Raw genomic sequence first — 21,450 nt, forward strand, 5'->3', positions numbered from 1 at the left:
AAAAAGCGTTAGGAGCCCAAGTGTTCGCCTGGTGGGGTCGAACGGTGTACCAGTTCAGGTACATCGTCATCGGTGTCCTGGTGGCGCTGTGCCTAGGTGGTGGCATCTTCGGCGCCAGCCTCGGAGAGCACGTCACTCAGAGTGGTTTCTTCGACGAGGGCAGCCAGTCGGTCAAGGCCTCGTTGATGGGCGACGAGGTCTACGGCCGCGACCGAACCAGCCATGTCGTGGCAATCCTCACCCCGCCGGATGACAAGAAGATCACCGACAAGGCGTGGCAGAAGAAGGTCTCCGGCGAACTCGACGAGCTGGTCAAAGACAATCCGGATCAGGTGGTCAGCTGGGTCGGCTGGTTGCGCGCCCCGGACAGCGACCTGGAAACCGTCCAGCAGATGAAGACCGACGATCTGCGGAACACCTTCGTCAGCATCCCGCTCAAGGGCGATGACGATGACACCATCCTGAAGAACTACCAGGCCGCGGAACCCGCCATGCGGGCGATCAACGACGGCAACATCCAACTCGCCGGCCTCAACCCGATCGCCAGCGAGCTCACCGGCACCATCGCCACCGATCAGAAGCGCGCCGAACTCGCGATCGTTCCGCTGGTCGCCGTGGTGTTGTTCTTCGTGTTCGGCGGTGCGGTCGCCGCGGCGCTGCCCGCCATCATCGGCGGTCTGACCATCGGCGGCGCGCTGGGCATTTTGCGGTTCACCGCAGAGTTCATGCCCGTCCACTTCTTCGCTCAACCCGTCGTGACGATGATGGGCTTCGGTATCGCGATCGACTACGGCCTGTTCATGGTGAGCCGGTTCCGCGAGGAACTCGCCGAGGGGTATGACGTCGAGGCCGCAGTGCGGCGGTCGGTGATGACCTCCGGCCGAACCGTGGCGTTCTCCGCGGTGATCATCGTCGCCTCCTCTCTGCCGCTGTTGCTGATCCCGCTCGGATTCCTGAAATCGATCACCTACGCGATCATCGCGTCGGTCCTGCTCGCGGCATTCCTGTCGATCACGGTGCTGCCGGCAGTGCTGGGCATCCTCGGACCGAACGTCGATGCGCTCGGTGTGCGCACCCTGCTGAAGATCCCGTTCCTGGCCAACTGGCCGTTCTCGCGCAAGATCATCGATTGGTTCGCCGAGAAGACCCAGAAGACCATGACCCGCGAAGAGGTCGAGAAGGGTTTCTGGGGCCGGCTGGTCAATGTGGTGATGAAGCGGCCCATCGCCTTCGCCGCACCCATCCTGATCGTCATGACGCTGCTGGTCATCCCATTGGGTCAGCTCGCACTCGGCGGGTACAGCGAGAAATACCTGCCGCCGGATAACTCCGTGCGCTTGGCCCAGCAGAATTTCGACGAGCTGTTCCCCAGCTTCCGTACCGAACCGCTGACCCTCGTGATCCGCAATGACAGCGGCGACCCGGTGACCGATCAGCAACTCGACGACCTGCGCGCCAAGGCGCAGACCGTGTCCGGCTTCATCGGCACCAATGATCCGTCGACGATGTGGCAGGAACGGTCGGTCCAGGAGGGCGGGACCAAGGATCCTTCGGTTCGGGTCATCCAGAACGGTCTGGTCAACAGCGCCGAGGCACCCGCGAAGATCCACGCACTGCGCGACCTGTCCCCGCCGCACGGCACCTCGCTGTTCGTGGGTGGCACCACCGCGCTGGCGCAGGACAGCATCCAGAGTCTGCTCGACAATCTGCCGCTCCTGGTGGTGATCCTGGTACTCACCACCACCGTGCTGATGTTCCTGGCGTTCGGCTCGATCGTGCTGCCGATCAAGGCTGCGCTGATGAGCGCGCTCACACTCGGCTCGACGATGGGCATCTTGACCTGGATGTTCGTCGAGGACGGCCACGGGGCCGGGCTGCTGAACTACACCCCACAACCCCTGATGGCGCCGATGATCGGCTTGATCATCGCGGTGATCTGGGGTCTGTCCACCGACTACGAGGTCTTCCTGGTGTCCCGCATGGTGGAGGCCCGCGCCCGCGGGATGTCTACCGCCGAGTCCATCCGGATCGGCACCGCGACCACCGGCCGACTGATCACCGGCGCCGCGCTGGTGCTGGCTGTGGTGGTGGGCGCGTTCGCGTTCTCCGACCTGGTGATGATGAAGTATCTGGCGTTCGGCCTGCTCATCGCCCTGCTGCTGGACGCCACGGTCATCCGGATGTTCCTGGTGCCCGCCATCATGAAGATGCTCGGCGACGATTGCTGGTGGGCGCCGCGCTGGATGAAGCGCGTTCAGGAGAAGCTCGGCCTCGGTGAGACCGAACTGCCCGACGAGCGCAAGCGTCCGATGACGCAGGAGTCCGGCGAGGATCCCCGCGCGCTGGCCGGCGTCGGCGCCCTGCCGGCACCTCGGCCACACGATCCGACGCATCCTGGCCCCGAGCCCATGCGCCCCCTGATGCCACGGGCCAACGCCCCCTCAGCAGCGGGCACAGCGCGGCTCACCCCGCCGCAGAAGCCACCGCAGCAGCGGCCCGAGCAGGAACCGGCCACCACGCGGTTCGCCATGGCCCGCAATGCCGTGCGCAACGCGGTGAACACGGCGGTCAACACGGTCAATACCGCCACCGGCAACACCAACGCCGGCACGGAGCGCAGCCCGCAGTCGAACGCGCGTCCCGGCGGGGCTCCCGCGGGACCCCCGCAGCGGGAAGAACGTGAGATCGAGTCGTGGCTCGGTGCGTTGCGCGGCGGCCCGGCCAACGGCACTCCGCCCCCGCCCCCGCCTCCGCCCCCAGCTCCGACACCGCGGCCGTCGGCCGACGCCACCCGGGCGATGCCGCAACAGCAGCAGCACCGTCCGCCCGCCAGTGGTGAGGGTGCGCCGACAACAGCGTTCAACGCGCAGCGACCGGGCCCGGGTCCCAACCCGAATCCGCCGTCACGCCAACGTGATCAGGATCCTTCGACCCAGAAGTTCGACCCCAATGACGACGATCCTCCGCGTCGCGGCGGCGGGATGAGCGCGCAGGATCTGCTGCGTCGCGAAGGCCGGCTCTGATCGCGGGTTAGCGTCCAACTTCCGGCGGCAGGTCGTCGGAGGCGGCTTCGATGAGCACGCCCTCCGCGTCCTGCTGTCGAACCTCCTCGGCGTCCGGGTCCTCCGCCAGTAGGACGCGGGTCGCGCTGTTGATGAATGCCACGGTGGGCACCGCGAGCAGGGCGCCGACGATGCCCGCCAACACGCCGCCGCCTGCGATGGCCAGCACGACCGCCAGCGGGTGGATCGACACCGCGCGTCCCATCACCAGCGGTTGCAGCACATGGCCTTCCAGCTGCTGCACGGCGATGATCAGGCCGAGCGTGATCAGCGCGTAGACGAACCCCTTGGCCAGCAGTGCCACCACCACCGCCAGGAATCCGGCGACCACCGCACCGACCAGGGGGATGAAGGCGCCCATGAACACCAGCGAGGCCAGTGGCAGCGCCAGCGGGATGCCCATGATCGCCAGGCCGGTACCGATGCCGAGCGCATCGACGAGGGCGACCAGGAACGTCGCTCGCATGTAGCCGCCCAGCGAGTGGAACCCGGCGCGCCCGGCGTCCTGGACCCGTTCGCGGACCTGCGTCGGGAACACCTTGGTGACGAACGCGAAGATGCTGCGCCCGCCCTGCAGCAGGAAGATCAGCGTGAACAGCACCAACAACGCGCCGGTGAGCAGCTCGGTGAGGGTCCCCGCGGTGGACAACGCCCCGGTGGTGAGCTTCTCCTGGTTGCGTTGCAGCGCCTCGATCGCGGTGTTGCCGGCCTGGTCGATCTGCTCCTTGCTCAGCTGCAGCGGGCCGTTGATCAACCAGTTGCGCAGCCCATCGATGCTTCGGGTCACCTGCTCGACGAGTTGCGGTGCACCCTCGATGAATTGGGAGATGACGAAGCTCAGGATTCCACCCACCACCGCGAAACTGGCGAGCAACACCAGGGCCACGGCGGCCCCGCGCGGCGCGCCGCGGCGATCCATGAGGTCGACGGCCGGCAGCAGCAATGCGGCGACCATCGTCGCCAGCGCGATCGGCACCACGATCACCTCGAGGTGTTTGATCAGCCAGAGCAGGGCCACAACGGCGGCCAGGATGATCAGCAGGCGCCAAGACCAGGCCGCGACCTTGCGGACGAACGGTGTGACGGCCTCATCAGCAACAGGATCCAGTGCCATTTCGGTAGCCTAATGCGGCGCGCCCAGCAAGCGGCGATCTCGACACGACCTGCACGGTTACCCTGTAGGGCGTGTCACAGGACGCGCCGGCCGACACAACCCGGTGCCGAGCCGGCTCCGCGCGCGGCAAGTACTGGTGGGTGCGTTGGGTCGTCATCGCACTCGCCGTCATCGTGCTCGCGGTCGAGCTGGCCCTGGTCTGGGATCAGCTCGCGAAGGCATGGCGCAGCCTGCTGACCGCGAACGGATGGTGGGTGCTGGCGGCGGTGGGCGCCGCCATGGCCTCGATGCACAGCTTCGCCCAGATTCAACGGACGCTGCTGCGCTCGGCGGGAGTGCCTGTCAAGCAGTGGCGTTCGGAGGCCGCGTTCTACGCAGGCAACGCGCTGTCGACGACCATGCCCGGCGGCCCGGTGCTCTCGGCGACGTTCGTGTACCGCCAACAACGCATCTGGGGTGCCTCACCGCTGGTGGCCTCATGGCAGCTGGTGATGTCCGGTGTGCTGCAGGTCGTGGGCCTGGCACTGCTCGGTCTCGGCGGAGCGCTCATGCTCGGCGCCAGCAAGAACCCACTGTCGCTGATCTTCTCGGTCGGTGCGTTCCTGGCGATCATCCTGCTGGCCCAGGCCGTGGCCACCAGACCGGAATTGATCGACGGCATCGGAGCCAGGGTGCTGTCCTGGGTGAACTCGTTGCGCGGCAAGCCCTCCGATGCTGGGCTGGCCAAATGGCGCGAGATCTTGCAGCAGCTGGAGTCGGTGAGTCTGGGCCGCCGGGACCTGGGGGCGGCGTTCAGCTGGTCGATGTTCAACTGGGTCGCCGACGTGGCCTGCCTGGCCTTCGCCTGCTATGCCGCAGGCGGTCATCCGTCGCTGGCCGGGGTCACCGTCGCCTACGCTGCGGCCAGGGCGGTGGGGGCGATCCCGCTGATGCCGGGCGGTCTGCTGGTGGTGGAGGCGGTGTTGGTGCCCGGGCTGGTCTCCTCGGGAATGACGCTGGCCTCGGCCATCTCGGCGATGCTCATCTACCGGCTGGTGAGCTGGATCTTCATCTCGGCGATCGGGTGGGTGGTGTTCTTCTTCATGTTCCGCACGGAGAAGGACATCGATCTCGACGCCGGCGGGCCGGCAATCCAACCAGGGGCCGGCGGGCCGGCAATCCAACCAGGGGTCGAAGCCCCTCCCGAATCCGAGCGCTAGGAGAATCCATGCGAATCCGATATCCCATGGCAGTACTCGCCCTGATCTTGGCGGGCTGTTCGTCGGCGCAGACTCCGCAGTCGGAGTCCACGACCACCACCACGGCTCCGCCGCCGGTCGTCACGCCGGTGGTGGGATCGGTTCTGGCCGAACCGGTTCCGGTGGCGGCCACCGATGGCCGCACCCACCTGGCGTACGAGTTGATGCTCACCAACACCTCACCGTCCGTCGTCACCCTCAACTCGCTGAGCACCGTGGCCGGTGACCGCAAGTTGCTCACCCTGTCCGGGGACAGCCTCAAGTACTGGACCAGGGTCGTGGGTAATTCCGCTGTCGGAACCAACGTGATCGGCCCGGGACAGAGCGCCTATGTGTGGCTGGACGTGATCGCCGACGAGCCTACGCAGGTGCCAGGAGAACTCACCCACGAGCTCGGGATCACCGTGGCCAAGCCGATGCCGCCGCTCGTCCCGCCGACCCTGACCGAGTCCGTGGCGCCGGTGTCTGTCCAGACCCGTAAGCCGGTGTCCATCTCCCCGCCCCTGACCGGCGACAACTGGGTCGACGCCAACAGTTGCTGCGATATGACACCGCACCGGATGGCACTCAACCCGATCAACGGAAAGCTTTGGGCAGCAGAACGATTCGCGATCGACTATGTACAGCTCGGCGCCGACGGCCGGATATTCGCGGGCGATCGGGCCAAGGTCGCGAGCTACCCGTATTTCGGCTCGGAGATCCACGCGGTGGCCGACGGGCCCGTCGTGGCGGTGCTCGACGGACTGAACGAGCAGGTTCCCGGTGTCACGCCGAACGGCCTGAACCTGCCGCAGTTCGGCGGCAACCACATCGTGCAGGACATCGGTGACGGCAACTACGCCTTCTACGCGCACCTGCGACCGAACAGCCTCAAGGTCAAGCCCGGGGACACACTCAGCACCGGACAGGTCATCGGCGCCCTGGGGAACTCCGGCAACTCCGATGCACCGCATCTGCACTTCCACGTGATGGACGGCCCGGATCCGTTGGCGTCCAATGGTTTACCATTTACCTTCAAATCGTTCCGGCTCGATTCGCGGCTGACCTCGCTGGCCGCCGCCGATTCGCTGTTCGACGGCAGGCCGGCCGCACGGCAACCGGGCTTCGCCGAGCGCGACCAGACCGACGTCAGCCCACTGGTATTGGATGTGATGACATATGCGACGGGCTAGCGGCGTAGCTTTCCTGGCCGACCTGATCTGCGTGGTGGCCTTCAGCACGATGGGGCGACGCAGCCACGCAGAGGCGCTGTCCCTGGCCGGGGTCGCCGAGACCGCGTGGCCTTTCCTGACCGGAACGGTGGTGGGCTGGCTGCTGTCCCGCGGCTGGCAGCGGCCGACGTCGTTGGCGCCCACCGGGATCGTGGTGTGGATCAGCACCGTGGTGGTCGGCATGGTGCTGCGGAAACTGACCTCGGCGGGAACGGCGGGCGCCTTCATCGTGGTCGCCACGGTGTCGACCGCGGTGCTGCTGTTGGGCTGGCGCGCTGTGCTGGCAGCGGTACAGCGCCGTCAATCTGCCTGAGCCGCATCCTCGGTCGACGAGGCCGACTCGGCCAGCGTCAGGGTGGCCCGCAGACCGCCGAGTGGCCCGTCGGACAACGTGATCTCGCCGCCGTGCAACTGGGCCTGCTGCGCCACCAAAGCCAGGCCGAGTCCGGAGCCGCCCGCCATCGCGGTGCTGCCGCGACGGAACCGGCCCAGCACGGTCTGGTGCTCCTCGACCGGCAGTCCACGCCCGTTGTCATCGACGGTGATGACGAGAAACTCGCCGCTGCGGTGGGCGGTCACCACGATCCGGGTGGCCCCGCCGTGGACGATGGCGTTGCGCACCAAATTGTCCACGGCGATGCGCAGCCCACCCGGCCAGCCCAGTACCGGACCGACGTCGTCGGCCACATGCGCTTCGATGCCGACGTGCTCGCGGACCCGGGTGTTCTCCCGGACCACCCGGTCGAGCAGATCGGCGACGTCGATCAGTTCGCGGTCCTCGGCCTGAGCCAGTTCTCCCGATGCGAGCTGCCCCAATGCGGTGATGATCGCCTCCACCCGGCGCTGCGCCCGGGACAGGTCGGCGACCACCTCGTCACGTTCGGATTCCGGCAGGTTGTGGATCCGCAGGGTGTCCAGATCGGCGCGCATCGCGGTGAGCGGGGTGCGCAGTTCGTGTGCGGCATTGGCGGCGAAATCCTGGGCAGCCTGAAGGGAATTGGTGGTGGCGCGCTGCGCGGCAGCCAGGCGGGTGAGCATCCCTTCCATCGCCTCCGACAGCTCCTCGGCCTCCCGCACACCGCGCACCTTCGGCATCGTGTCGGTACCGCTGTCCAGTTTCGAGGTGTGCTCGGTGAGCTTGCGCAGCGGCCGGATGGCCGGCCCCGCCAACAGCCAGCCCAGACCGCCTGCCACCAACACCGTCGCCACACCGACCACGATGTACTGCGGAATCCTGTTGGGAGTCAACAAGATACCGTCGGTGCGGATACCGATGGATATCAGCACGCCGCCGTGCTGGTCCATGTTGACGGTGCGCACCCGGTAGTCGACGCCGTTGACCTCGACGGTCTCGGTGCCCGGCGGCAGCACCGGCAACTGGAATCCCCTCTGGAACACCACCTGCCCCGTCGAACGTGACCGACCGGTGGTCAAGACGCCGCGTGTCGGATCCTGCAGATGCTCGGGGTTGATGCTGGCATCGACGATCGAATCGAGCCGGCGATCCAACTGCGCAGAGTCGTTGTTCGCCAACACCACCGAGGTCAGGATGGTGAACACCGCGACCACGGCCGCGGCGGCCAGCGCCGAAGCCACCGCGACCCTGGTGCGCAACGACGCGGAACGGATGAAGCCGAAAGCCCGCACCTAGCGTTTGTTCCTCACGGAATCCATCACACATCTTCCCGCAAGACGTACCCGATCCCCCGGACGGTATGGATCACCCGGGGTACATCGGGTGACTCGAGCTTGCGTCGCAGATACGAGATGAAGACGTCAGCCACGTTGGTATCGACGTCGAAGTCGTATCCCCAGACCAGCTCGAGGAGCCGTTGCCGGGACAACACCACACCGGCGTTCTCGGCCAACACCGCCAGCAGGTCGAATTCCCGCTTGGTCAGGTCGACCCGGTCGCCGCCGACGAACACCAACCGGCGGGCGGTGTCGATGGTCAACGCCCCGACCGTCATGACGTCCGACGGACGATCGCCGTGGCTGGCCCGGCGCAACAATGCGTTGAGGCGTGCCACAAGCTCGCCGAGGTCGAACGGTTTCGTCAGGTAGTCGTCCGCGCCGGCTTCCAGCCCAGCGATGCGGTCGTTGACGGTGTCACGCGCCGACAACACACAGATGGGGATCTCGTTGCCCAATGCCCGCAGAGCGGTGACCACCGCGACGCCGTCGAGTTCCGGCATCTGGACGTCGAGAACGAGCGCATCGTGCGACTCGTTCGACAACAGGCGCAGTGCCTCCTTGCCGGACGCCGCGACCCGGACGTCGAACCCCGAATGCCGCAGCCCACGGGCAACTGACGTACGCACATCCGGGTCGTCGTCGACCATCAGCACCGTGCGGTTCACACTCTCGGGTGTCACGTGTCCTTCGCCGCTGGCGGGGGTAGCTTCCACCCGCACTCGGTTACGGGATGGAAGGAGCCGGAGCTTCGCCGCAGCGGTTCTTCAGGTCTACCAGCGGCTGGCGGATACCGGAGAGCTCGGCCTTGGTCTGCGGGTTAGCTTCCAGGTAGTCGTGCACCTTGGTCTTGACCTCGTCACGCGGCAGGCCTTCCAGGCTGGTGAAGAAGTAGTTCACATCGGGATGGGTGAACAGGTACGCCGAGGTCGATGCCGAAACGCCCGAAGCCACGCCGGCCAGATCGGCTGCGCTGCAGTTGGGGGGGTTGGCCGCCGGGTCGTCGGCAAGCGCCGACGGGATGGCGCCGAGCAACATCGCACCGGCTACCGCGCCGGCGCCGGCCACGCCAGCTACCACGCGCCGCGCGTTTCGGGCCGAGAGCAACATGGTCAAGCTCCTTCATCGGATGTGGAAGGCCGTACCCCAAATCGGTTATCGGCTGAAGAAAGCTAAGCAGAATCCGTGACGACTTGCCTGTCTTGTGCGTAAAACCGCCGCGCCGCGTGGTGAACCCGCAGTTCAGCGGTCGCACCACCCCGACGCGACGGCGGCGGGCCTAACGCACCGCGGCCGTCGCGGGACCCGGAAGTGGGCCGGAGACCGGAGTCTGGGCACCCTGCACCAGCCCCATCAGTTGCGGCAGGGTGACTGGCAGCTTGCAGCGCGTCCCAAGGACGGTCAGGGGCTGCTGCAGCTGCTGGATGTCCTTGGCGGCCTGAGGGTTGGCGTCGAAGTAGGTCTTGAGGGCCGCGATCGACTGGGTTCCACCCTGCTGCTGGCTGATCGTGGTCAGGGCCAGGTTGGTCTTCGGATGGGTGTCCAGGTAGTTGCCGATGTTGGTCGCCACGCCGCCCGCTGTGCGGGCGACCTCACTGGCCGCACACGGATCGGTCGCAGCCGTGGCGGACGGGACAATGAGCACGGCCACTGTCACACCGCCGGTCGCGAGCGCCGCGAGCGCGGCGGCCAGCGGGCGGCGCAATCCACCGTTGGTCGGTTGCATGGAGAACTCCTTCAGCGTGGGCCCCGGCGCACACGTCAGCCGGGGTCGTCCTCAGCTATGTCGCGCGACAGCGCCCATCCGTTAGCCGATCTGTCGGCGGCGGTCACGTAACACTACGGATGTCAGCTGTGGATATCCCTGTGAAAGTCTCAGGGCGATCTCAGAACCGGAAGAGGACGGGCCACACTACACCGGTGGAGGTACGCTCTCGCTGACACAAGCCAGGACACGCCCAGCCACGTCGGGGGGAGAAAGCGGGGACCTCGCATCCAGCAGTTCATGATGCGCTTGAGCAGCTATCTGCGCAGATTCCGCTGGGCGGTTTTCGCGACTTGGTTGTTGCTTCTGGTGCCCTCGATCTACCTCGCGATCAACCAGTCGTCCAATCTGACCGGCGGCGGTTTCGATGTCGAAGGTTCGCAGTCGCTCCACGTCCAGCGACAGCTCGAGGAGAATTTTCCGAATCAGGGCGCGTCTCCACTCGCCCTGATCGCGGCTCCCCGCGCCGACGCCTCGTTCGAGGACATGAACTCGGCGGTGGCGTGGTTGGAGAAGGTCGCGGGTCAGGTGCCCAGCGTCAAAATCGTGCCGAATCCGCAACAGCGCGCCCCGCAGCCCGACCGGCCGTACGTCATCACCTTGCAGTTGGACTTCAACAACACCGGCGCGGTGGACGTGGCCAAGCAGCTGCGCCAGAAGGTCGGGATACACGGCGAAGACCCGGGTGAGAGCGAGAACGGCAAGGTCAAGTTCTATGTCATCGGGCAGGGCGCCCTCGGTGCGGCCGCTACCCAGGCCACCAAGCACGACGTAGCCGCGGCCGAGAAGTGGAACCTGCCGATTGTGTTGATCGTGCTGCTGGCGGTGTTCGGCTCGCTGGCCGCGGCGGCGCTGCCGCTGGTGCTCGGCGTCTGCACCGTCGTGGTGACCATGGGTCTGGTCTATCTGCTGTCCATGTACACGCAGATGAGCGTGTTCGCCACGTCGACGGTGTCGATGTTCGGTATCGCCCTGGCCATCGACTATTCCCTGTTCATCCTGATGCGGTACCGCGAGGAGTTGCGGGCCGGCCGCGATCCGACCGATGCGGTCGACGCCGCCATGGCCACCTCCGGCCTGGCCGTGACGTTGTCGGGACTCACGGTGATCGCCTCGGTCACCGGCATCTACCTCATCAACACCCCGGTTCTGGTGTCGATGGCCACCGGCGCGATCCTGGCGGTTGCCGTCGCGGTACTGACTTCCATCACGCTGACCCCGGCGGTGCTGGCGACGTTCGGCAACGCCGCCGCCAAGCGATCGTCCTACCTGCACTGGTCGCGCCGCGCCGAGGCGAGCCAGTCACGGTTCTGGACCCGGTGGACCGGCGCGGTCATGCGCCGTCCGTGGGCCTCTGCCGCAAGCGCGGCCATCCTGTTGTTGATCCTGGCGGCACCGGCGTTCGGCATGGTGCTGGGCAACAGCATGCAGCGCCAGTTCGAGCCCACCCACGAGATCCGCGGCGGCGTCAACGCCGCCGCCGACGCGTTGGGCCCCGGCGCGCTGGGTCCGGTGCGGGTGCTCGTGACGTTCCCGGGAGGCAACGCATCCGGCCCCAAGGGCACTGCCACCATCGACGCGGTTCGCCAGGAGATGGCCAGGACCCCCCACGTGGTGAACGTGCAACCGCCCGTGTTCGCCGACAACGACTCCAGCGCGCTGCTGTCTGCCGTGCTGTCGGTGGACCCGGAAGACCTGGCCGCCCGCGAGGCCATCGACTGGATGCGGGACCACCTGCCCGTGGCCGCCGGGTCGAACGCACGAGTCGACGTCGGCGGCCCGACCGCCTTGATCAAGGACTTCGACGATCGGGTCTCCAGCACCCAGCCGCTGGTGTTCCTGTTCGTCGCGCTGATCGCCTTCGTGATGCTGTTGGTGTCGATCCGGTCGGTACTGCTGGCGCTCAAGGGCGTGGTGATGACGGTGCTGTCGGTGGCCGCGGCCTACGGCAGCCTGGTGGTCGTCTTCCAATGGGGCTGGTTCGAGGAACTGGGCTTCGAGAAGATCAGCTCGCTCGACAGCACCGTGCCTCCCTTGGTCCTCGCGATGACCTTCGGTCTGTCGATGGACTACGAGATCTTTTTGCTCACCCGGATTCGGGAACGGTTCCTGCAGACCAACAACACCCGTGACGCGGTTGCCTACGGCGTCAGCACCAGCGCGCGCACCATCACCAGTGCCGCGCTGATCATGATCGCGGTGTTCATCGGGTTCGCTTTTGCCGGCATGCCCCTGGTGGCCCAGCTCGGTGTGGCCTGCGCGGTGGCCATCGCGGTCGACGCGACCGTCGTCCGGCTGATCCTCGTGCCCGCCCTGATGGCCGTGTTCGACGAATGGAACTGGTGGCTGCCGCAGTGGCTGGACCGGCTGTTGCCCCAGGTGGACTTCGAGAAGCCTTTGCCCAAGGTCGAGGTCACCGATCTGGTGATCATCCCCGACGACATCTCGGCGCTGGGTCCGAGCGGATCAGACCTGCGCATGATGGTGCGGACCGCCGCTCGAATGAAAAATCTTGCTCCACAAACGATCACCGTCACCGATCCGCTGGCGTTCAGCGGCTGCGGCAAACCGTCTGCGTGGCTGGCGGCGCGGCGCCCGGGCGGTCCGAAACGCTGCCCCGGCGTGCATCCGGTGACGATGTGGCGGGGCAGGCTCTCGGTAGCCGTGGACGCGCTGGAGGCCGAGGCCGAGGCGCAGCGGGCTCCGATGGAACGGCTCGGCCCGGTCGAGACCACCAATGTGCAACTGCCCACCGGTGATCGGTTGCAGATCCCGACCGGCGCCGAAACGCTGCGGCTGAAAAGTTATCTGGTCATGTGCCGCAACAGCACCAAAGACTTTGAAGAGTTTGCTGAACTTGTCGAGTCGATGGAAACTGAGACCGCAGCCCTGGTGTTGTCGGGCATGGACCGGTATTACTGTGGGCAGAACCCGACGAGCAGATGGGTGGCCACGCAGCTGGTGCGGCAGCTGGCCGACCCGCAGCCGTCCGATGAACGCGAGCTCGCGATGTCGGACCCGGATGCAGCTGCCGAATGGGAGAAGGTCAGGCAGCGCTGCCTGTCAGTTGCGGTAGCGATGCTGGAGGAGGCGAAGTGACGTTGGCCCCCGACGTCCGGGAACCGAGGGATGCGCGGACTGCGCGTCGTGACGAGATTCAGCCGGCTCAACCGTCCACTCGGCGTCCCCAGGCGCCTCAAGCCCAGCGCACCTCCGGGCAGCGCTCATCGACTCCACGAACTACTGCCCAACGGACCAACGCCCAACGACCCGCGGCGCCTCAGCGCACGACGACACCGCGCGACACGGCGTCACGCACGTCCGGGCAGCGCAGTTCGGCACAACGCTCCCAGAACGCGCCCAACCAGGTACAACGGACACAGGAGCAACGTGCTTCTGGGCAGGACACCAAGGGACAGCGCACACAGGGGCAGGGAACGCAAACACCACGCACACCGGTACAGCGCTCGAAGCAGCCGGCACAGCCACGACAACCGCGTCAGGGCCAGGCCGCGCCGCCGCAGCGTCAACCCCCCACCTTCGACGAGCGGCCGGTCGAGTACTGGCCGACCGCGGCGATCCGTGCTGCCCTGGAGACCGACGACATGGCGGTCTGGCAGCGCATCGTCGCCGCCATCAAGCGTGACCCTTACGGCCGGACCTCCCGACAGGTCGAAGAGGTGCTGCAGACCGCCCGGCCGTACGGGGTGTCCAAGGCGCTGTCAGAAGTCCTGGTGCGCACCCGTGAGCACCTCGAAGCCACCGAACGCGCCGAGGTGGCCCACCAGATCCAGGCGATGCTGCGCCGTTCCGAGCTGCAGGCGCCCGAGTTCGCCTCGCGCATCGGGGTGTCCAACGAGTCCTTCGCCGATTACCTGGAAGGCGCCATCAGCCCGCCGGCCTCGCTCCTGCTGCGTATGCAGCGTCTCTCGGACCGCTTCGCCAAGCTGTCCGCGCAGCGTTCGGCGAAATAGCCCCGATCGTCGGCGCCCGTCAGCGCGAATGCAACGGGGTCACATTGTCGACGAGCCAACGCCCGTCGGTCTTGCTCAGGGCAACCCGTAGCGCCATGACCGCATTGTCGGTGGGTTTGCCCGGCGCACTCTGAGTTCCGCGCAGGACCACGGCCACACTGGCCACCTGCGGACCCAGCGCCTCCACGCCGGCCGAGATGGTGGCCGCCGTGGCCGATACGTTCTTGCTTGCCAATTCTTTTGCCACATTGGCGAATTCGTTCTTGAATTGCTGAGCCTGAGCCGGCGACATCATGGCCGTCGCGCGGTCGATCGAGCTGGTCGGGCTCTGCGGGGTGAACGTGGCGGTGGCCTCCGAGACGCTGCTGGCGATGCGCACCACCTCGTCGCGGTCGTTGTTGAAGGTGTGGTCGGGCACGGTCCAGCGCAGGTAACCCACAGTCACCGCCGCCACCACGGCCGCGGCGGCCACGCCGGCGACAGCGAGCCGCAGTCCGGGGGCATCGTCGTCGGTGCCCAATGTCACGCCGTCGCGACGGGCCAGCGTGATGTTGACGATGACGCCCTGCACGATCAGCAGGCACAGCACCGAGCACAGCGAGACCCACCACAGCGGCCAGGACAGCGCCAGCCCGATGTACAGCAGCGCCGCGATGGCCGCCAGCGGGGCGGCGATGTCGAAAGCCAGGACACGCAACCGGTTTCTCATCGAATCGGCTCCAATCGCGAAACCATCAGGGTGCCGTCGACGTCGGAGACATCCAGACGCAGGGTCCAGCGCACGGTCTGGGGCTTGTCCGTGCCTGCGTTCTCGCTGACCGAGGTCGCCACCACGAGCACAGTGTCGGTCCGCGACACCATGCCGGCCAACTCCTTCTTGGGCGCGGGCACCGGGCGACCATCAGGGCCCGGCGGCGGGTGGTACAGCGATTCGATGGCCACCGAGTCGATCTGGCCGGTGGTGCGGGCCTGCAGCCGCTGCACCAGGTCGCGGTAGGGCTGCACGGCGGCGTCGAAGTCGGAATTGAGCTGTCCGACGGTGCCCTCGCGGAGCTTCTGCATACCGGCCTCGACGGAGTCCTTGTTGATGTTGATCAGGACACTGGTCCAGTCGGCCGCGGTCCGCAGGACCCGGGTCTGGTAGGTGCGCTCGTCGGACTCGCTGCGGTGGCCGGACCACACCATGACGGCCAGGACCACCGCGACGACCGCGATGAGTCCCGCCACCGCCGATGCGAAGCCGAAGCCGGTGATCGCACCGCCGGAATGATCGACTGTGCCGTCCTTGCTGTCCTTGTGGTCCTTGCTCGGCGCCTCGGGCATGGCGTGAGGGTACCGGGCGGTGTTTCACCGTACGTAACGCAGTTGCACCACGCCCGACGCGGGAAAGGTTCTCGTCCCGGACAGGGACAGCCGGCCCAACGGCGCACTGAACAACCGCAGGCCACCACCGAGGACCACCGGGTAGATCACCAGTCGGATCTCGTCGACAAACGGCAGGAACGCCTGGGCGGCCTGGGCACCGGCGAACACCGCGACATCACCCTCCCCTTTCTTGAGCCGGGCCACCTCGGCGGGCAGGTCGGCGCCGAGGCGCTGCGCCGGCCCCCAGAACAGGTCCGGTTCACCACGCGACAGCACCAGTTTCGGCAGGCTGTTCATCAGGCGGGTGTGCTCGCGATCGACGGCCCGCACGGTCGGCCCGTCCTGCCAGTACGGACCCACCAGGCGGTAGGCCGTGTGACCGAAAATCATCGCGTCGATGTCACGCAGTTGTTCGGCCATCAACTCGTCAACCTCGGCGTCGGCAACATCGGTCCAGCTCAGATCACCATCTGGACCTGCAACGTAGCCGTCAAGGCTGACCTGTACCGACAGAAATATATTGGGCATGGCGGGTAGACTTCCGGGCGCACAAAAACTGAGCACCCGCGGCCTTCTGGAAGAATGTCGGGGTGACGGTAGAAGCGATCAAGTCGGGTATCGATCTGAGCTATGTCGACCCGCAGGCCCGCCCGCAAGACGATCTGTTCGGCCACGTCAACGGCCGTTGGCTGACCGACTACGAGATTCCGGCCGACCGCGCCACCGATGGCGCCTTCCGGCTGCTGCACGACCGTGCCGAGGAACAGATCCGCGATCTGATCACCCAGGCTTCCTCGGCCGCCGCCGCGGCAGGCACCGACGAGCAGCGCATCGGTGATCTGTACGCCAGCTTCATGGACGAGCAGACCATCGCCGCGCGCGGCCTGGCGCCGCTGCTGGCCGAGCTCGCCCTGATCGACGGCGCCGCCGACAGCGACGCGCTCGCCGCGGTGCTGGGCGGGCTGGAGCGCAGCGGGGTATCCGGTGGGGCCGGTGTGTACGTGGACACCGATTCCAAGGATTCGACGCGTTATCTGCTGCACATGAGCCAGTCCGGCCTCGGACTGCCCGACGAGTCCTACTACCGCGATGAGCAGCACGCCGAGATCCTGGCTGCCTACCCCGGCCACATCGCCCGGATGTTCACGTTGGTCTACGGCGCAGACACCGCGGAGGCCCAGACCGAGACCGCGGCCCGGATCGTGGCACTGGAATCCAAGCTGGCCGCCGCGCACTGGGATGTGGTCAAGCGCCGCGACGCCGACCTGACCTACAACCTGCGCAAGTTCACCGACCTCTCCGGCGACGCCCCCGGCTTCGACTGGACCGGCTGGCTCGGTGCCCTGGGCACCACGCCCGAGAAGGTCTCCGAGCTGGTGCTTCGGCAGCCCGACTACGTGACGGCGTTCGCCGCGCTGTGGGCGAGTGCGGACCTGGAGGACTGGAAGGCCTGGACCCGCTGGCGCCTCATCCATTCGCGCGCCGGCCTGCTGACCGACGAGCTGGTGGCCGAGAACTTCGACTTCTACGGCCGCACCCTCAGCGGCACCGAACAGAACCGCGATCGCTGGAAGCGCGGCGTCTCCCTGGTCGAGGGTCTGATGGGCGATGCCCTGGGCAAGCTCTACGTAGCGCAGTATTTTCCGCCCGAGGCCAAGGCCCGGATGGACGAGCTGGTGGCCAACCTGCGCGAGGCGTACCGGGTCAGCATCAACGAGCTGGCCTGGATGACGCCGGAGACCAGGGCCAAGGCACTGGTCAAGCTGGACAAGTTCACCCCCAAGATCGGCTATCCGGCCCACTGGCGGGACTATTCGGCGCTGGCCGTCGAGCGTGACGACCTGTACGGCAACTACCGCCGTGGCCATGTGGTGAACTCCGACCGTGAGCTGGCCAAGCTGGGCGGGCCGGTGGACCGCGACGAATGGTTCATGACGCCGCAGACGGTGAACGCCTACTACAACCCGGGGATGAACGAAATCGTCTTTCCCGCAGCGATTCTGCAGCCACCGTTTTTCGATGCCCAGGCCGACGATGCGGCCAACTACGGCGGTATCGGCGCGGTGATCGGGCACGAGATCGGCCACGGTTTCGACGATCAGGGCGCCAAGTACGACGGCGACGGCAATCTGGTGGACTGGTGGACCGATGCCGACCGCGCTGAATTCGGGGTCCGTACAAAGGCTTTGATCGACCAGTACGAACAGTTCAGCCCACGCGGCCTCGATGCCTCACACCATGTGAACGGCGCGTTCACGGTCGGCGAGAACATCGGTGACCTCGGCGGGCTGTCCATCGCCCTGCTGGCCTATCAACTCTCGCTGAAGGGCCAGGAGGCGCCGGTGATCGACGGGCTGACCGGTGTGCAGCGCGTCTACTTCGGCTGGGCGCAGGTGTGGCGGACCAAATCGCGTGACGCCGAGGCGATCCGGCGTCTGGCGGTGGACCCCCACTCACCGCCGGAGTTCCGCTGCAACGGCGTCATCCGCAATATCGACTCGTTCTACGAGGCGTTCGAGGTGGTCGATTCCGACGAGCTGTACCTGGAACCGGCTCAGCGCGTGCGTATCTGGAACTAGCCGGATACAACAAAACCCCCGCGGTGACCCGCGGGGGTTTTGTTGTATGTCTCGTTGCTAGAACATCTGCCAGTCGGACGCACCGTCAGGCGTGTTGTACCAGCCACCACCGGTGTTCTTGATCACCACCGGGTCACCGCTGCCGAAGTTGTCGTAGAACCACTTGGCATTCTCGGGGCTCAGGTTGATGCAACCGTGGCTCACGTTGCTGTTGCCCTGTGAGGCCACCGACCACGGCGCACTGTGCACGAAGATGCCGCTGTTGTCGATCCGGACGGCGTCCTTCACCTTGAGCTTGTAGCCCTCTTTGGAGTCGACCGGCACACCGTAGGTCGACGAGTCCATGACGATGTCGGCGAACTTCTCCAGCACGTAATAGGTGCCGTTCTTGGTCTCATGCTTGCCGTCGGGCTTGCCCATCGACACCGGGAAGGTCTTCTCCAACTTCCCGTTGCGCATGACCTCCATCTTCTTGCTCTTGTCGTCGATGGTGGCCACCAGGTAGTCACCAACCCGGAAGCTGGACTTGGTGCCCGCCGCGTCGATGTCCACCACGGTGTTCGACGGCCAGAAGTCCTGAGGCCGCCAGCGCAGCTGGGTTTCGGTGACCCAGTAGAAACGGCCGGCCACCGGCGGGTTGGAGGTGATCCGGATGGCGTCCTGGGCCATCTGCCGGTCGGCGATCGGCCGCTGGAAGTTGATGTAGATCGGTTTGGCGACACCCACCATGGAGCCGTTGACCGGGTTGAACGACGGCGGCAGGAACGGCGCCTCACCGGTGAACGGCGTGGAGCTCTGCCCGGGCGCGGTGCCCTCGAACGGCACGGTCGGGGAGCCGTAGTTGATGATCGGCGCGGGTGCCGCGGCGACACCGGGCGGCGCGAACGGATCCGCCACGGGCGCCGGGACAGCAGGGTCGACGGGTGCCGGCGGCACCTCGGGATCTGCATAGGCGGATGGGCTGAACACCATTCCACCCGCGAGCCCCGCGGCCATGAAAGCAGTGATCAGTCGACGTTTTGCCGATATCGGCATAGGTAACCTCCAGACAGCACAACTTGCTCAAGTGTCTCACAGCGTGGCGACCAGCTACCGCCGCGAGAAGCCGTCATTCCGCGGCAGCAGCCGGTGCCACGGCGCTGAACTGCGATGTTTATCGACTGTGAGTTTGGTTGTGTTACTTCTCGCAGGCCGCGCAGGAAACTGTGAATACGCCGCGAGACAACATGACGCCACTCATCGCGACCAAGATCAGGGCTGCCGCGGCGCCAACGGTCGGGGCTGCGCCGCCGTGGTCGTAGAGGCCGCCACCGATCAGCGCACCGCCCATGATGCCCACCTGGAACGCCGCGACGTACCGACCCGAAGCCCCGTCGGGGTCGTCCGGGGAGGTGCGCATCGCCGACGCCTGCAGCATCGGCGGCAACGCCGTGGACGCCGCGCCCCAGACCACCACCGCCCCCGCGCCGAGCGCCACCACGGCCGGCCCGGACCACGATTCGAGGGCGAGGACCGACAGCGTCAGCAGTGCGGCGGCCAGCACGGCCAGACAGCTCAGCACCGACGCCTTGGGCCATAGGTCGAGGGGCCGGGCCATGGCCGCCATCCCGGCCAGGCCGGCGATCCCGAATCCGGCCAACAGCCAGGCCAGGTGCGGGCCGTGTATCCCGACCACGTCTCGGATGATCACCACGATGAAGGTGAAGGCGATGAAATGCCCGGTGACACCGATCAGCGTGAGTATCGACAGGGTGAGCAGCCGACGGTTGCGCCGGTGGCTGCGCGGCGCCCGTGTGGCGTTGGACGTGGATGCGAGCGGCGGAAGAATCGTCCAGGCGGCCAGGGCCACCACGGCCGCGGTCACGGCGATCACCGCCACCGCGGAACGCCAGCCCCACATTTCACTCATCGCCGCGGCAAGCGGGTTGCCCACCACCAGGGCCAGGCCGGTGCCGACATAGACGGCTGCGGTGGCGCGGCCGGCGTGGCTGGCCGGGACCAGCCGCGCGCCAATCGGGGCGATCACCGACCACATCAGCCCATGGGCCAGTGCGCACAGCACCCGCCCACCGGCCAGCACCGCGAAGTTGGGTGCCAGCGCCGAGATCACCTGCGAGATGGTCAGGCACACCAGGGTCGCGACCAGGGTCCGGCGTCGCGGCCAGCGTGCCGTCAGCCGGACCAACGAGACCGTGGTGAGCGCAGCGACCAGGGCGTAGCCGGCCATCAGCGTGGCGACCAGGCCCGCACTGACCTGAAGATCGGTGGCGATCGCCGGCAGTGCACCAACGGGGAGCATCTCGGCGGTGACATAGATGAACGCCGCCGCCGCGAGGACGGCGAGTTGCGCGGCCACGCGCGGTGTCCACGGGCTGACGTGGGCGGGCAGCGATTCGCCGGTGACGCTGAAGATCATGCTGGAATGCCACGGTAGCTCGCCCACGTGGCCGTGCGTGGTTGCCGAACCGGTGCGGTGCCGCCGCGTTCCTCACGCCATGGCGGGATTCCGACGCTTCGGCCGCCACCGCGCCACCGACGCGAGCGCACAATCGATGCTGTGATTGTCGCGTTCAGCATCAGCCCGGCCGGCGGGGATGAAACCGGAAGTGTCAGCGCCGCGGTGGCCGAGGCCGTGCGGGTGGTGAGGGCCTCTGGCCTACCCAACGAGACCAATGCCATGTTCACCAACGTCGAAGGTGACTGGGACGAGGTGATGGCCGTGGTGAAACAGGCCGTGGAGGTCGTCGCGGCGGTATCCCCGCGGGTCAGCCTGGTGTTGAAGGCCGATATCCGGCCCGGCTACACCGGGCAGCTCACCGCGAAAGTGGAGCGCATCGAGCAGGCGCTGGGCGGCTAGCGCAGTTCCGGGTCGTCGTCGAGCGTCTCCTCGGCGACTATCTGGACGTTGTCCTCGATCGGCAGGGTCCAGTTGCCTGCCATCGGCGCTCCGTAGCGCGCCGCGAGCGGCCCGCTGAGGTCCACGACGTCCGGGTCCTTACGCCACCGCCGGACGCCCGTGGCCACGATGAACAGGAGCGCCGTCACGATGAAGACGACGAGGGCGATCTTCAGGACCAGCATGCTCAGGAACGGACCAGGCGGGCGATGGCCGCCGAGGCCTCGGCCAGCTTGGCTTCAGCCTGGTCCCCACCTTCGGCGACGGCCCGTGTCACGCAATGTCCCAGGTGCTCGTCCAGCAGACCGAGCGCCACGGATTGCAGCGCACTGTTGACGGCGCTGATCTGAGTGAGCACGTCGATGCAGTACTTGTCCTCGTCGATCATCTTGGCGATGCCCCGGACCTGGCCTTCGACCCGGCGCAACCGCTTGGCGTAGTTCTCCTTCTGTGCCGAGTAGCCATGTGCACCCGAGTGGTCAGCCGCGTCCATGGCTCTAGTATACGGGTACCCCACCGGGGTATGCATCTTTATGGGAAAGAATTTGGGCGGC

19 protein-coding genes and 1 pseudogene are annotated in these 21,450 nt (G+C 66.8%); 8 read left to right on the forward strand and 12 right to left on the reverse strand.

What is annotated here, in order from left to right; translation table 11 throughout:
* Positions 1 to 20: 20 nt before the first annotated feature.
* On the forward strand, positions 21 to 3,023 hold the full coding sequence (locus tag JOF57_RS24145; RefSeq protein WP_307870093.1) for a trehalose monomycolate exporter MmpL3: 3,003 nt from the start codon (positions 21 to 23) through the stop codon (positions 3,021 to 3,023).
* Positions 3,024 to 3,030: 7 nt separating this feature from the next.
* Here JOF57_RS24145 and JOF57_RS24150 read toward each other — a convergent pair whose 3' ends face one another.
* The gene (locus JOF57_RS24150) at positions 3,031 to 4,176 is read right to left on the reverse strand and encodes an AI-2E family transporter (RefSeq protein ID WP_209921039.1); all 1,146 of its coding nucleotides are present in this window, start codon (positions 4,174 to 4,176) and stop codon (positions 3,031 to 3,033) included.
* 71 nt (positions 4,177 to 4,247) lie between these two features.
* Between JOF57_RS24150 and JOF57_RS24155 the strand changes: the two genes are divergently transcribed.
* The 3 genes from JOF57_RS24155 to JOF57_RS24165 are packed head-to-tail and all read left to right on the forward strand — an operon-like array spanning position 4,248 to position 6,938.
* Complete coding sequence (locus JOF57_RS24155; RefSeq protein ID WP_209921042.1) at positions 4,248 to 5,375, forward strand: lysylphosphatidylglycerol synthase transmembrane domain-containing protein; 1,128 nt, start codon at positions 4,248 to 4,250, stop codon at positions 5,373 to 5,375.
* Between the two features lie 8 nt (positions 5,376 to 5,383).
* A complete protein-coding gene (locus tag JOF57_RS24160) occupies positions 5,384 to 6,586 on the forward strand; it encodes a M23 family metallopeptidase (protein ID WP_209921046.1) in 1,203 nt (400 codons plus the stop codon).
* Positions 6,573 to 6,938, forward strand: a complete 366-nt coding sequence (locus tag JOF57_RS24165) for a DUF3054 domain-containing protein (RefSeq protein ID WP_209921050.1) — start codon at positions 6,573 to 6,575, stop codon at positions 6,936 to 6,938. Before JOF57_RS24160 ends, JOF57_RS24165 begins: the two co-directional genes overlap by 14 nt.
* On the opposite strand, the gene JOF57_RS24170 is transcribed toward JOF57_RS24165, so the two are convergent.
* The 4 genes from JOF57_RS24170 to JOF57_RS24185 all read right to left on the reverse strand — a co-directional run bounded on the left by JOF57_RS24170 (position 6,926) and on the right by JOF57_RS24185 (position 10,043).
* On the reverse strand, positions 6,926 to 8,272 hold the full coding sequence (locus tag JOF57_RS24170) for a HAMP domain-containing sensor histidine kinase (RefSeq protein WP_209921053.1): 1,347 nt from the start codon (positions 8,270 to 8,272) through the stop codon (positions 6,926 to 6,928). The genes JOF57_RS24165 and JOF57_RS24170 overlap by 13 nt on opposite strands.
* A gap of 26 nt (positions 8,273 to 8,298) precedes the next feature.
* A complete protein-coding gene (locus tag JOF57_RS24175; RefSeq protein ID WP_209923690.1) occupies positions 8,299 to 8,967 on the reverse strand; it encodes a response regulator transcription factor in 669 nt (222 codons plus the stop codon).
* A 76-nt stretch (positions 8,968 to 9,043) separates the two neighbouring features.
* On the reverse strand, positions 9,044 to 9,427 hold the full coding sequence (locus tag JOF57_RS24180; protein ID WP_209921055.1) for a heme-binding protein: 384 nt from the start codon (positions 9,425 to 9,427) through the stop codon (positions 9,044 to 9,046).
* 169 nt (positions 9,428 to 9,596) lie between these two features.
* Entirely contained in the window at positions 9,597 to 10,043 is a 447-nt protein-coding gene (locus JOF57_RS24185; protein ID WP_209921058.1) for a hemophore, read from the reverse strand.
* 279 nt (positions 10,044 to 10,322) lie between these two features.
* Here JOF57_RS24185 and JOF57_RS24190 point away from each other — a divergent pair, with 279 nt between their 5' ends.
* Together JOF57_RS24190 and JOF57_RS24195 are read left to right on the forward strand one after the other, a co-directional pair.
* Entirely contained in the window at positions 10,323 to 13,181 is a 2,859-nt protein-coding gene (locus JOF57_RS24190; RefSeq protein ID WP_209921061.1) for an MMPL family transporter, read from the forward strand.
* A gap of 440 nt (positions 13,182 to 13,621) precedes the next feature.
* Positions 13,622 to 14,056: pseudogene (locus tag JOF57_RS24195) on the forward strand (hypothetical protein); the annotation flags it as partial.
* A gap of 19 nt (positions 14,057 to 14,075) precedes the next feature.
* Here JOF57_RS24195 and JOF57_RS24200 read toward each other — a convergent pair.
* Genes JOF57_RS24200 through JOF57_RS24210 form a run of 3 tightly spaced genes read right to left on the reverse strand, consistent with a single transcriptional unit; the run spans position 14,076 to position 15,949 of the window.
* Complete coding sequence (locus JOF57_RS24200) at positions 14,076 to 14,765, reverse strand: hypothetical protein (protein ID WP_209921064.1); 690 nt, start codon at positions 14,763 to 14,765, stop codon at positions 14,076 to 14,078.
* Positions 14,762 to 15,379: a hypothetical protein gene (locus JOF57_RS24205; protein WP_209921067.1), complete on the reverse strand. Its 618-nt coding sequence runs from the start codon at positions 15,377 to 15,379 to the stop codon at positions 14,762 to 14,764. The genes JOF57_RS24200 and JOF57_RS24205 overlap by 4 nt, the downstream gene beginning before the upstream one ends.
* 24 nt (positions 15,380 to 15,403) lie before the next feature.
* Complete coding sequence (locus JOF57_RS24210) at positions 15,404 to 15,949, reverse strand: dihydrofolate reductase family protein (protein ID WP_209921070.1); 546 nt, start codon at positions 15,947 to 15,949, stop codon at positions 15,404 to 15,406.
* A 62-nt stretch (positions 15,950 to 16,011) separates the two neighbouring features.
* Between JOF57_RS24210 and JOF57_RS24215 the strand changes: the two genes are divergently transcribed.
* Positions 16,012 to 18,000: a M13 family metallopeptidase gene (locus JOF57_RS24215; RefSeq protein WP_209921073.1), complete on the forward strand. Its 1,989-nt coding sequence runs from the start codon at positions 16,012 to 16,014 to the stop codon at positions 17,998 to 18,000.
* Between the two features lie 57 nt (positions 18,001 to 18,057).
* On the opposite strand, the gene JOF57_RS24220 is transcribed toward JOF57_RS24215, so the two are convergent.
* Both JOF57_RS24220 and JOF57_RS24225 read right to left on the reverse strand, forming a co-directional pair.
* A complete protein-coding gene (locus JOF57_RS24220; RefSeq protein WP_209921074.1) occupies positions 18,058 to 19,035 on the reverse strand; it encodes a L,D-transpeptidase in 978 nt (325 codons plus the stop codon).
* A 142-nt stretch (positions 19,036 to 19,177) separates the two neighbouring features.
* Entirely contained in the window at positions 19,178 to 20,416 is a 1,239-nt protein-coding gene (locus JOF57_RS24225) for an MFS transporter (RefSeq protein WP_209923691.1), read from the reverse strand.
* A gap of 141 nt (positions 20,417 to 20,557) precedes the next feature.
* Between JOF57_RS24225 and JOF57_RS24230 the strand changes: the two genes are divergently transcribed.
* Complete coding sequence (locus JOF57_RS24230; RefSeq protein WP_209921077.1) at positions 20,558 to 20,857, forward strand: MTH1187 family thiamine-binding protein; 300 nt, start codon at positions 20,558 to 20,560, stop codon at positions 20,855 to 20,857.
* Here JOF57_RS24230 and JOF57_RS24235 read toward each other — a convergent pair.
* Both JOF57_RS24235 and ricR read right to left on the reverse strand, forming a co-directional pair.
* Positions 20,854 to 21,081, reverse strand: a complete 228-nt coding sequence (locus JOF57_RS24235) for a hypothetical protein (protein ID WP_209921080.1) — start codon at positions 21,079 to 21,081, stop codon at positions 20,854 to 20,856. The genes JOF57_RS24230 and JOF57_RS24235 overlap by 4 nt on opposite strands.
* Before the next feature lie 2 nt (positions 21,082 to 21,083).
* The gene (gene ricR / locus JOF57_RS24240) at positions 21,084 to 21,389 is read right to left on the reverse strand and encodes a copper-sensing transcriptional repressor RicR (protein ID WP_209921083.1); all 306 of its coding nucleotides are present in this window, start codon (positions 21,387 to 21,389) and stop codon (positions 21,084 to 21,086) included.
* Positions 21,390 to 21,450 lie beyond the last annotated feature (61 nt).

It is taken from the genome of Mycolicibacterium lutetiense (assembly GCF_017876775.1).
In the GTDB taxonomy this organism is placed as follows: domain Bacteria; phylum Actinomycetota; class Actinomycetes; order Mycobacteriales; family Mycobacteriaceae; genus Mycobacterium; species Mycobacterium lutetiense.

What these genes read in the sequence shown, in the direction of transcription:
- JOF57_RS24205 (WP_209921067.1), bottom strand. Translation starts at nt 15,379, where the DNA reads ATGCCCGAGGCGCCGAGCAAGGACCACAAGGACAGCAAGGACGGCACA.
- JOF57_RS24235 (WP_209921080.1), bottom strand. Translation starts at nt 21,081, where the DNA reads ATGCTGGTCCTGAAGATCGCCCTCGTCGTCTTCATCGTGACGGCGCTC.
- JOF57_RS24220 (WP_209921074.1), bottom strand. Translation starts at nt 19,035, where the DNA reads ATGCCGATATCGGCAAAACGTCGACTGATCACTGCTTTCATGGCCGCG.
- JOF57_RS24190 (WP_209921061.1), top strand. Translation starts at nt 10,323, where the DNA reads ATGATGCGCTTGAGCAGCTATCTGCGCAGATTCCGCTGGGCGGTTTTC.
- JOF57_RS24150 (WP_209921039.1), bottom strand. Translation starts at nt 4,176, where the DNA reads ATGGCACTGGATCCTGTTGCTGATGAGGCCGTCACACCGTTCGTCCGC.
- JOF57_RS24160 (WP_209921046.1), top strand. Translation starts at nt 5,384, where the DNA reads ATGCGAATCCGATATCCCATGGCAGTACTCGCCCTGATCTTGGCGGGC.
- ricR (WP_209921083.1), bottom strand. Translation starts at nt 21,389, where the DNA reads ATGGACGCGGCTGACCACTCGGGTGCACATGGCTACTCGGCACAGAAG.
- JOF57_RS24180 (WP_209921055.1), bottom strand. Translation starts at nt 9,427, where the DNA reads ATGTTGCTCTCGGCCCGAAACGCGCGGCGCGTGGTAGCTGGCGTGGCC.
- JOF57_RS24210 (WP_209921070.1), bottom strand. Translation starts at nt 15,949, where the DNA reads ATGCCCAATATATTTCTGTCGGTACAGGTCAGCCTTGACGGCTACGTT.
- JOF57_RS24165 (WP_209921050.1), top strand. Translation starts at nt 6,573, where the DNA reads ATGCGACGGGCTAGCGGCGTAGCTTTCCTGGCCGACCTGATCTGCGTG.
- JOF57_RS24200 (WP_209921064.1), bottom strand. Translation starts at nt 14,765, where the DNA reads ATGAGAAACCGGTTGCGTGTCCTGGCTTTCGACATCGCCGCCCCGCTG.
- JOF57_RS24175 (WP_209923690.1), bottom strand. Translation starts at nt 8,967, where the DNA reads ATGGTCGACGACGACCCGGATGTGCGTACGTCAGTTGCCCGTGGGCTG.
- JOF57_RS24225 (WP_209923691.1), bottom strand. Translation starts at nt 20,416, where the DNA reads ATGATCTTCAGCGTCACCGGCGAATCGCTGCCCGCCCACGTCAGCCCG.
- JOF57_RS24185 (WP_209921058.1), bottom strand. Translation starts at nt 10,043, where the DNA reads ATGCAACCGACCAACGGTGGATTGCGCCGCCCGCTGGCCGCCGCGCTC.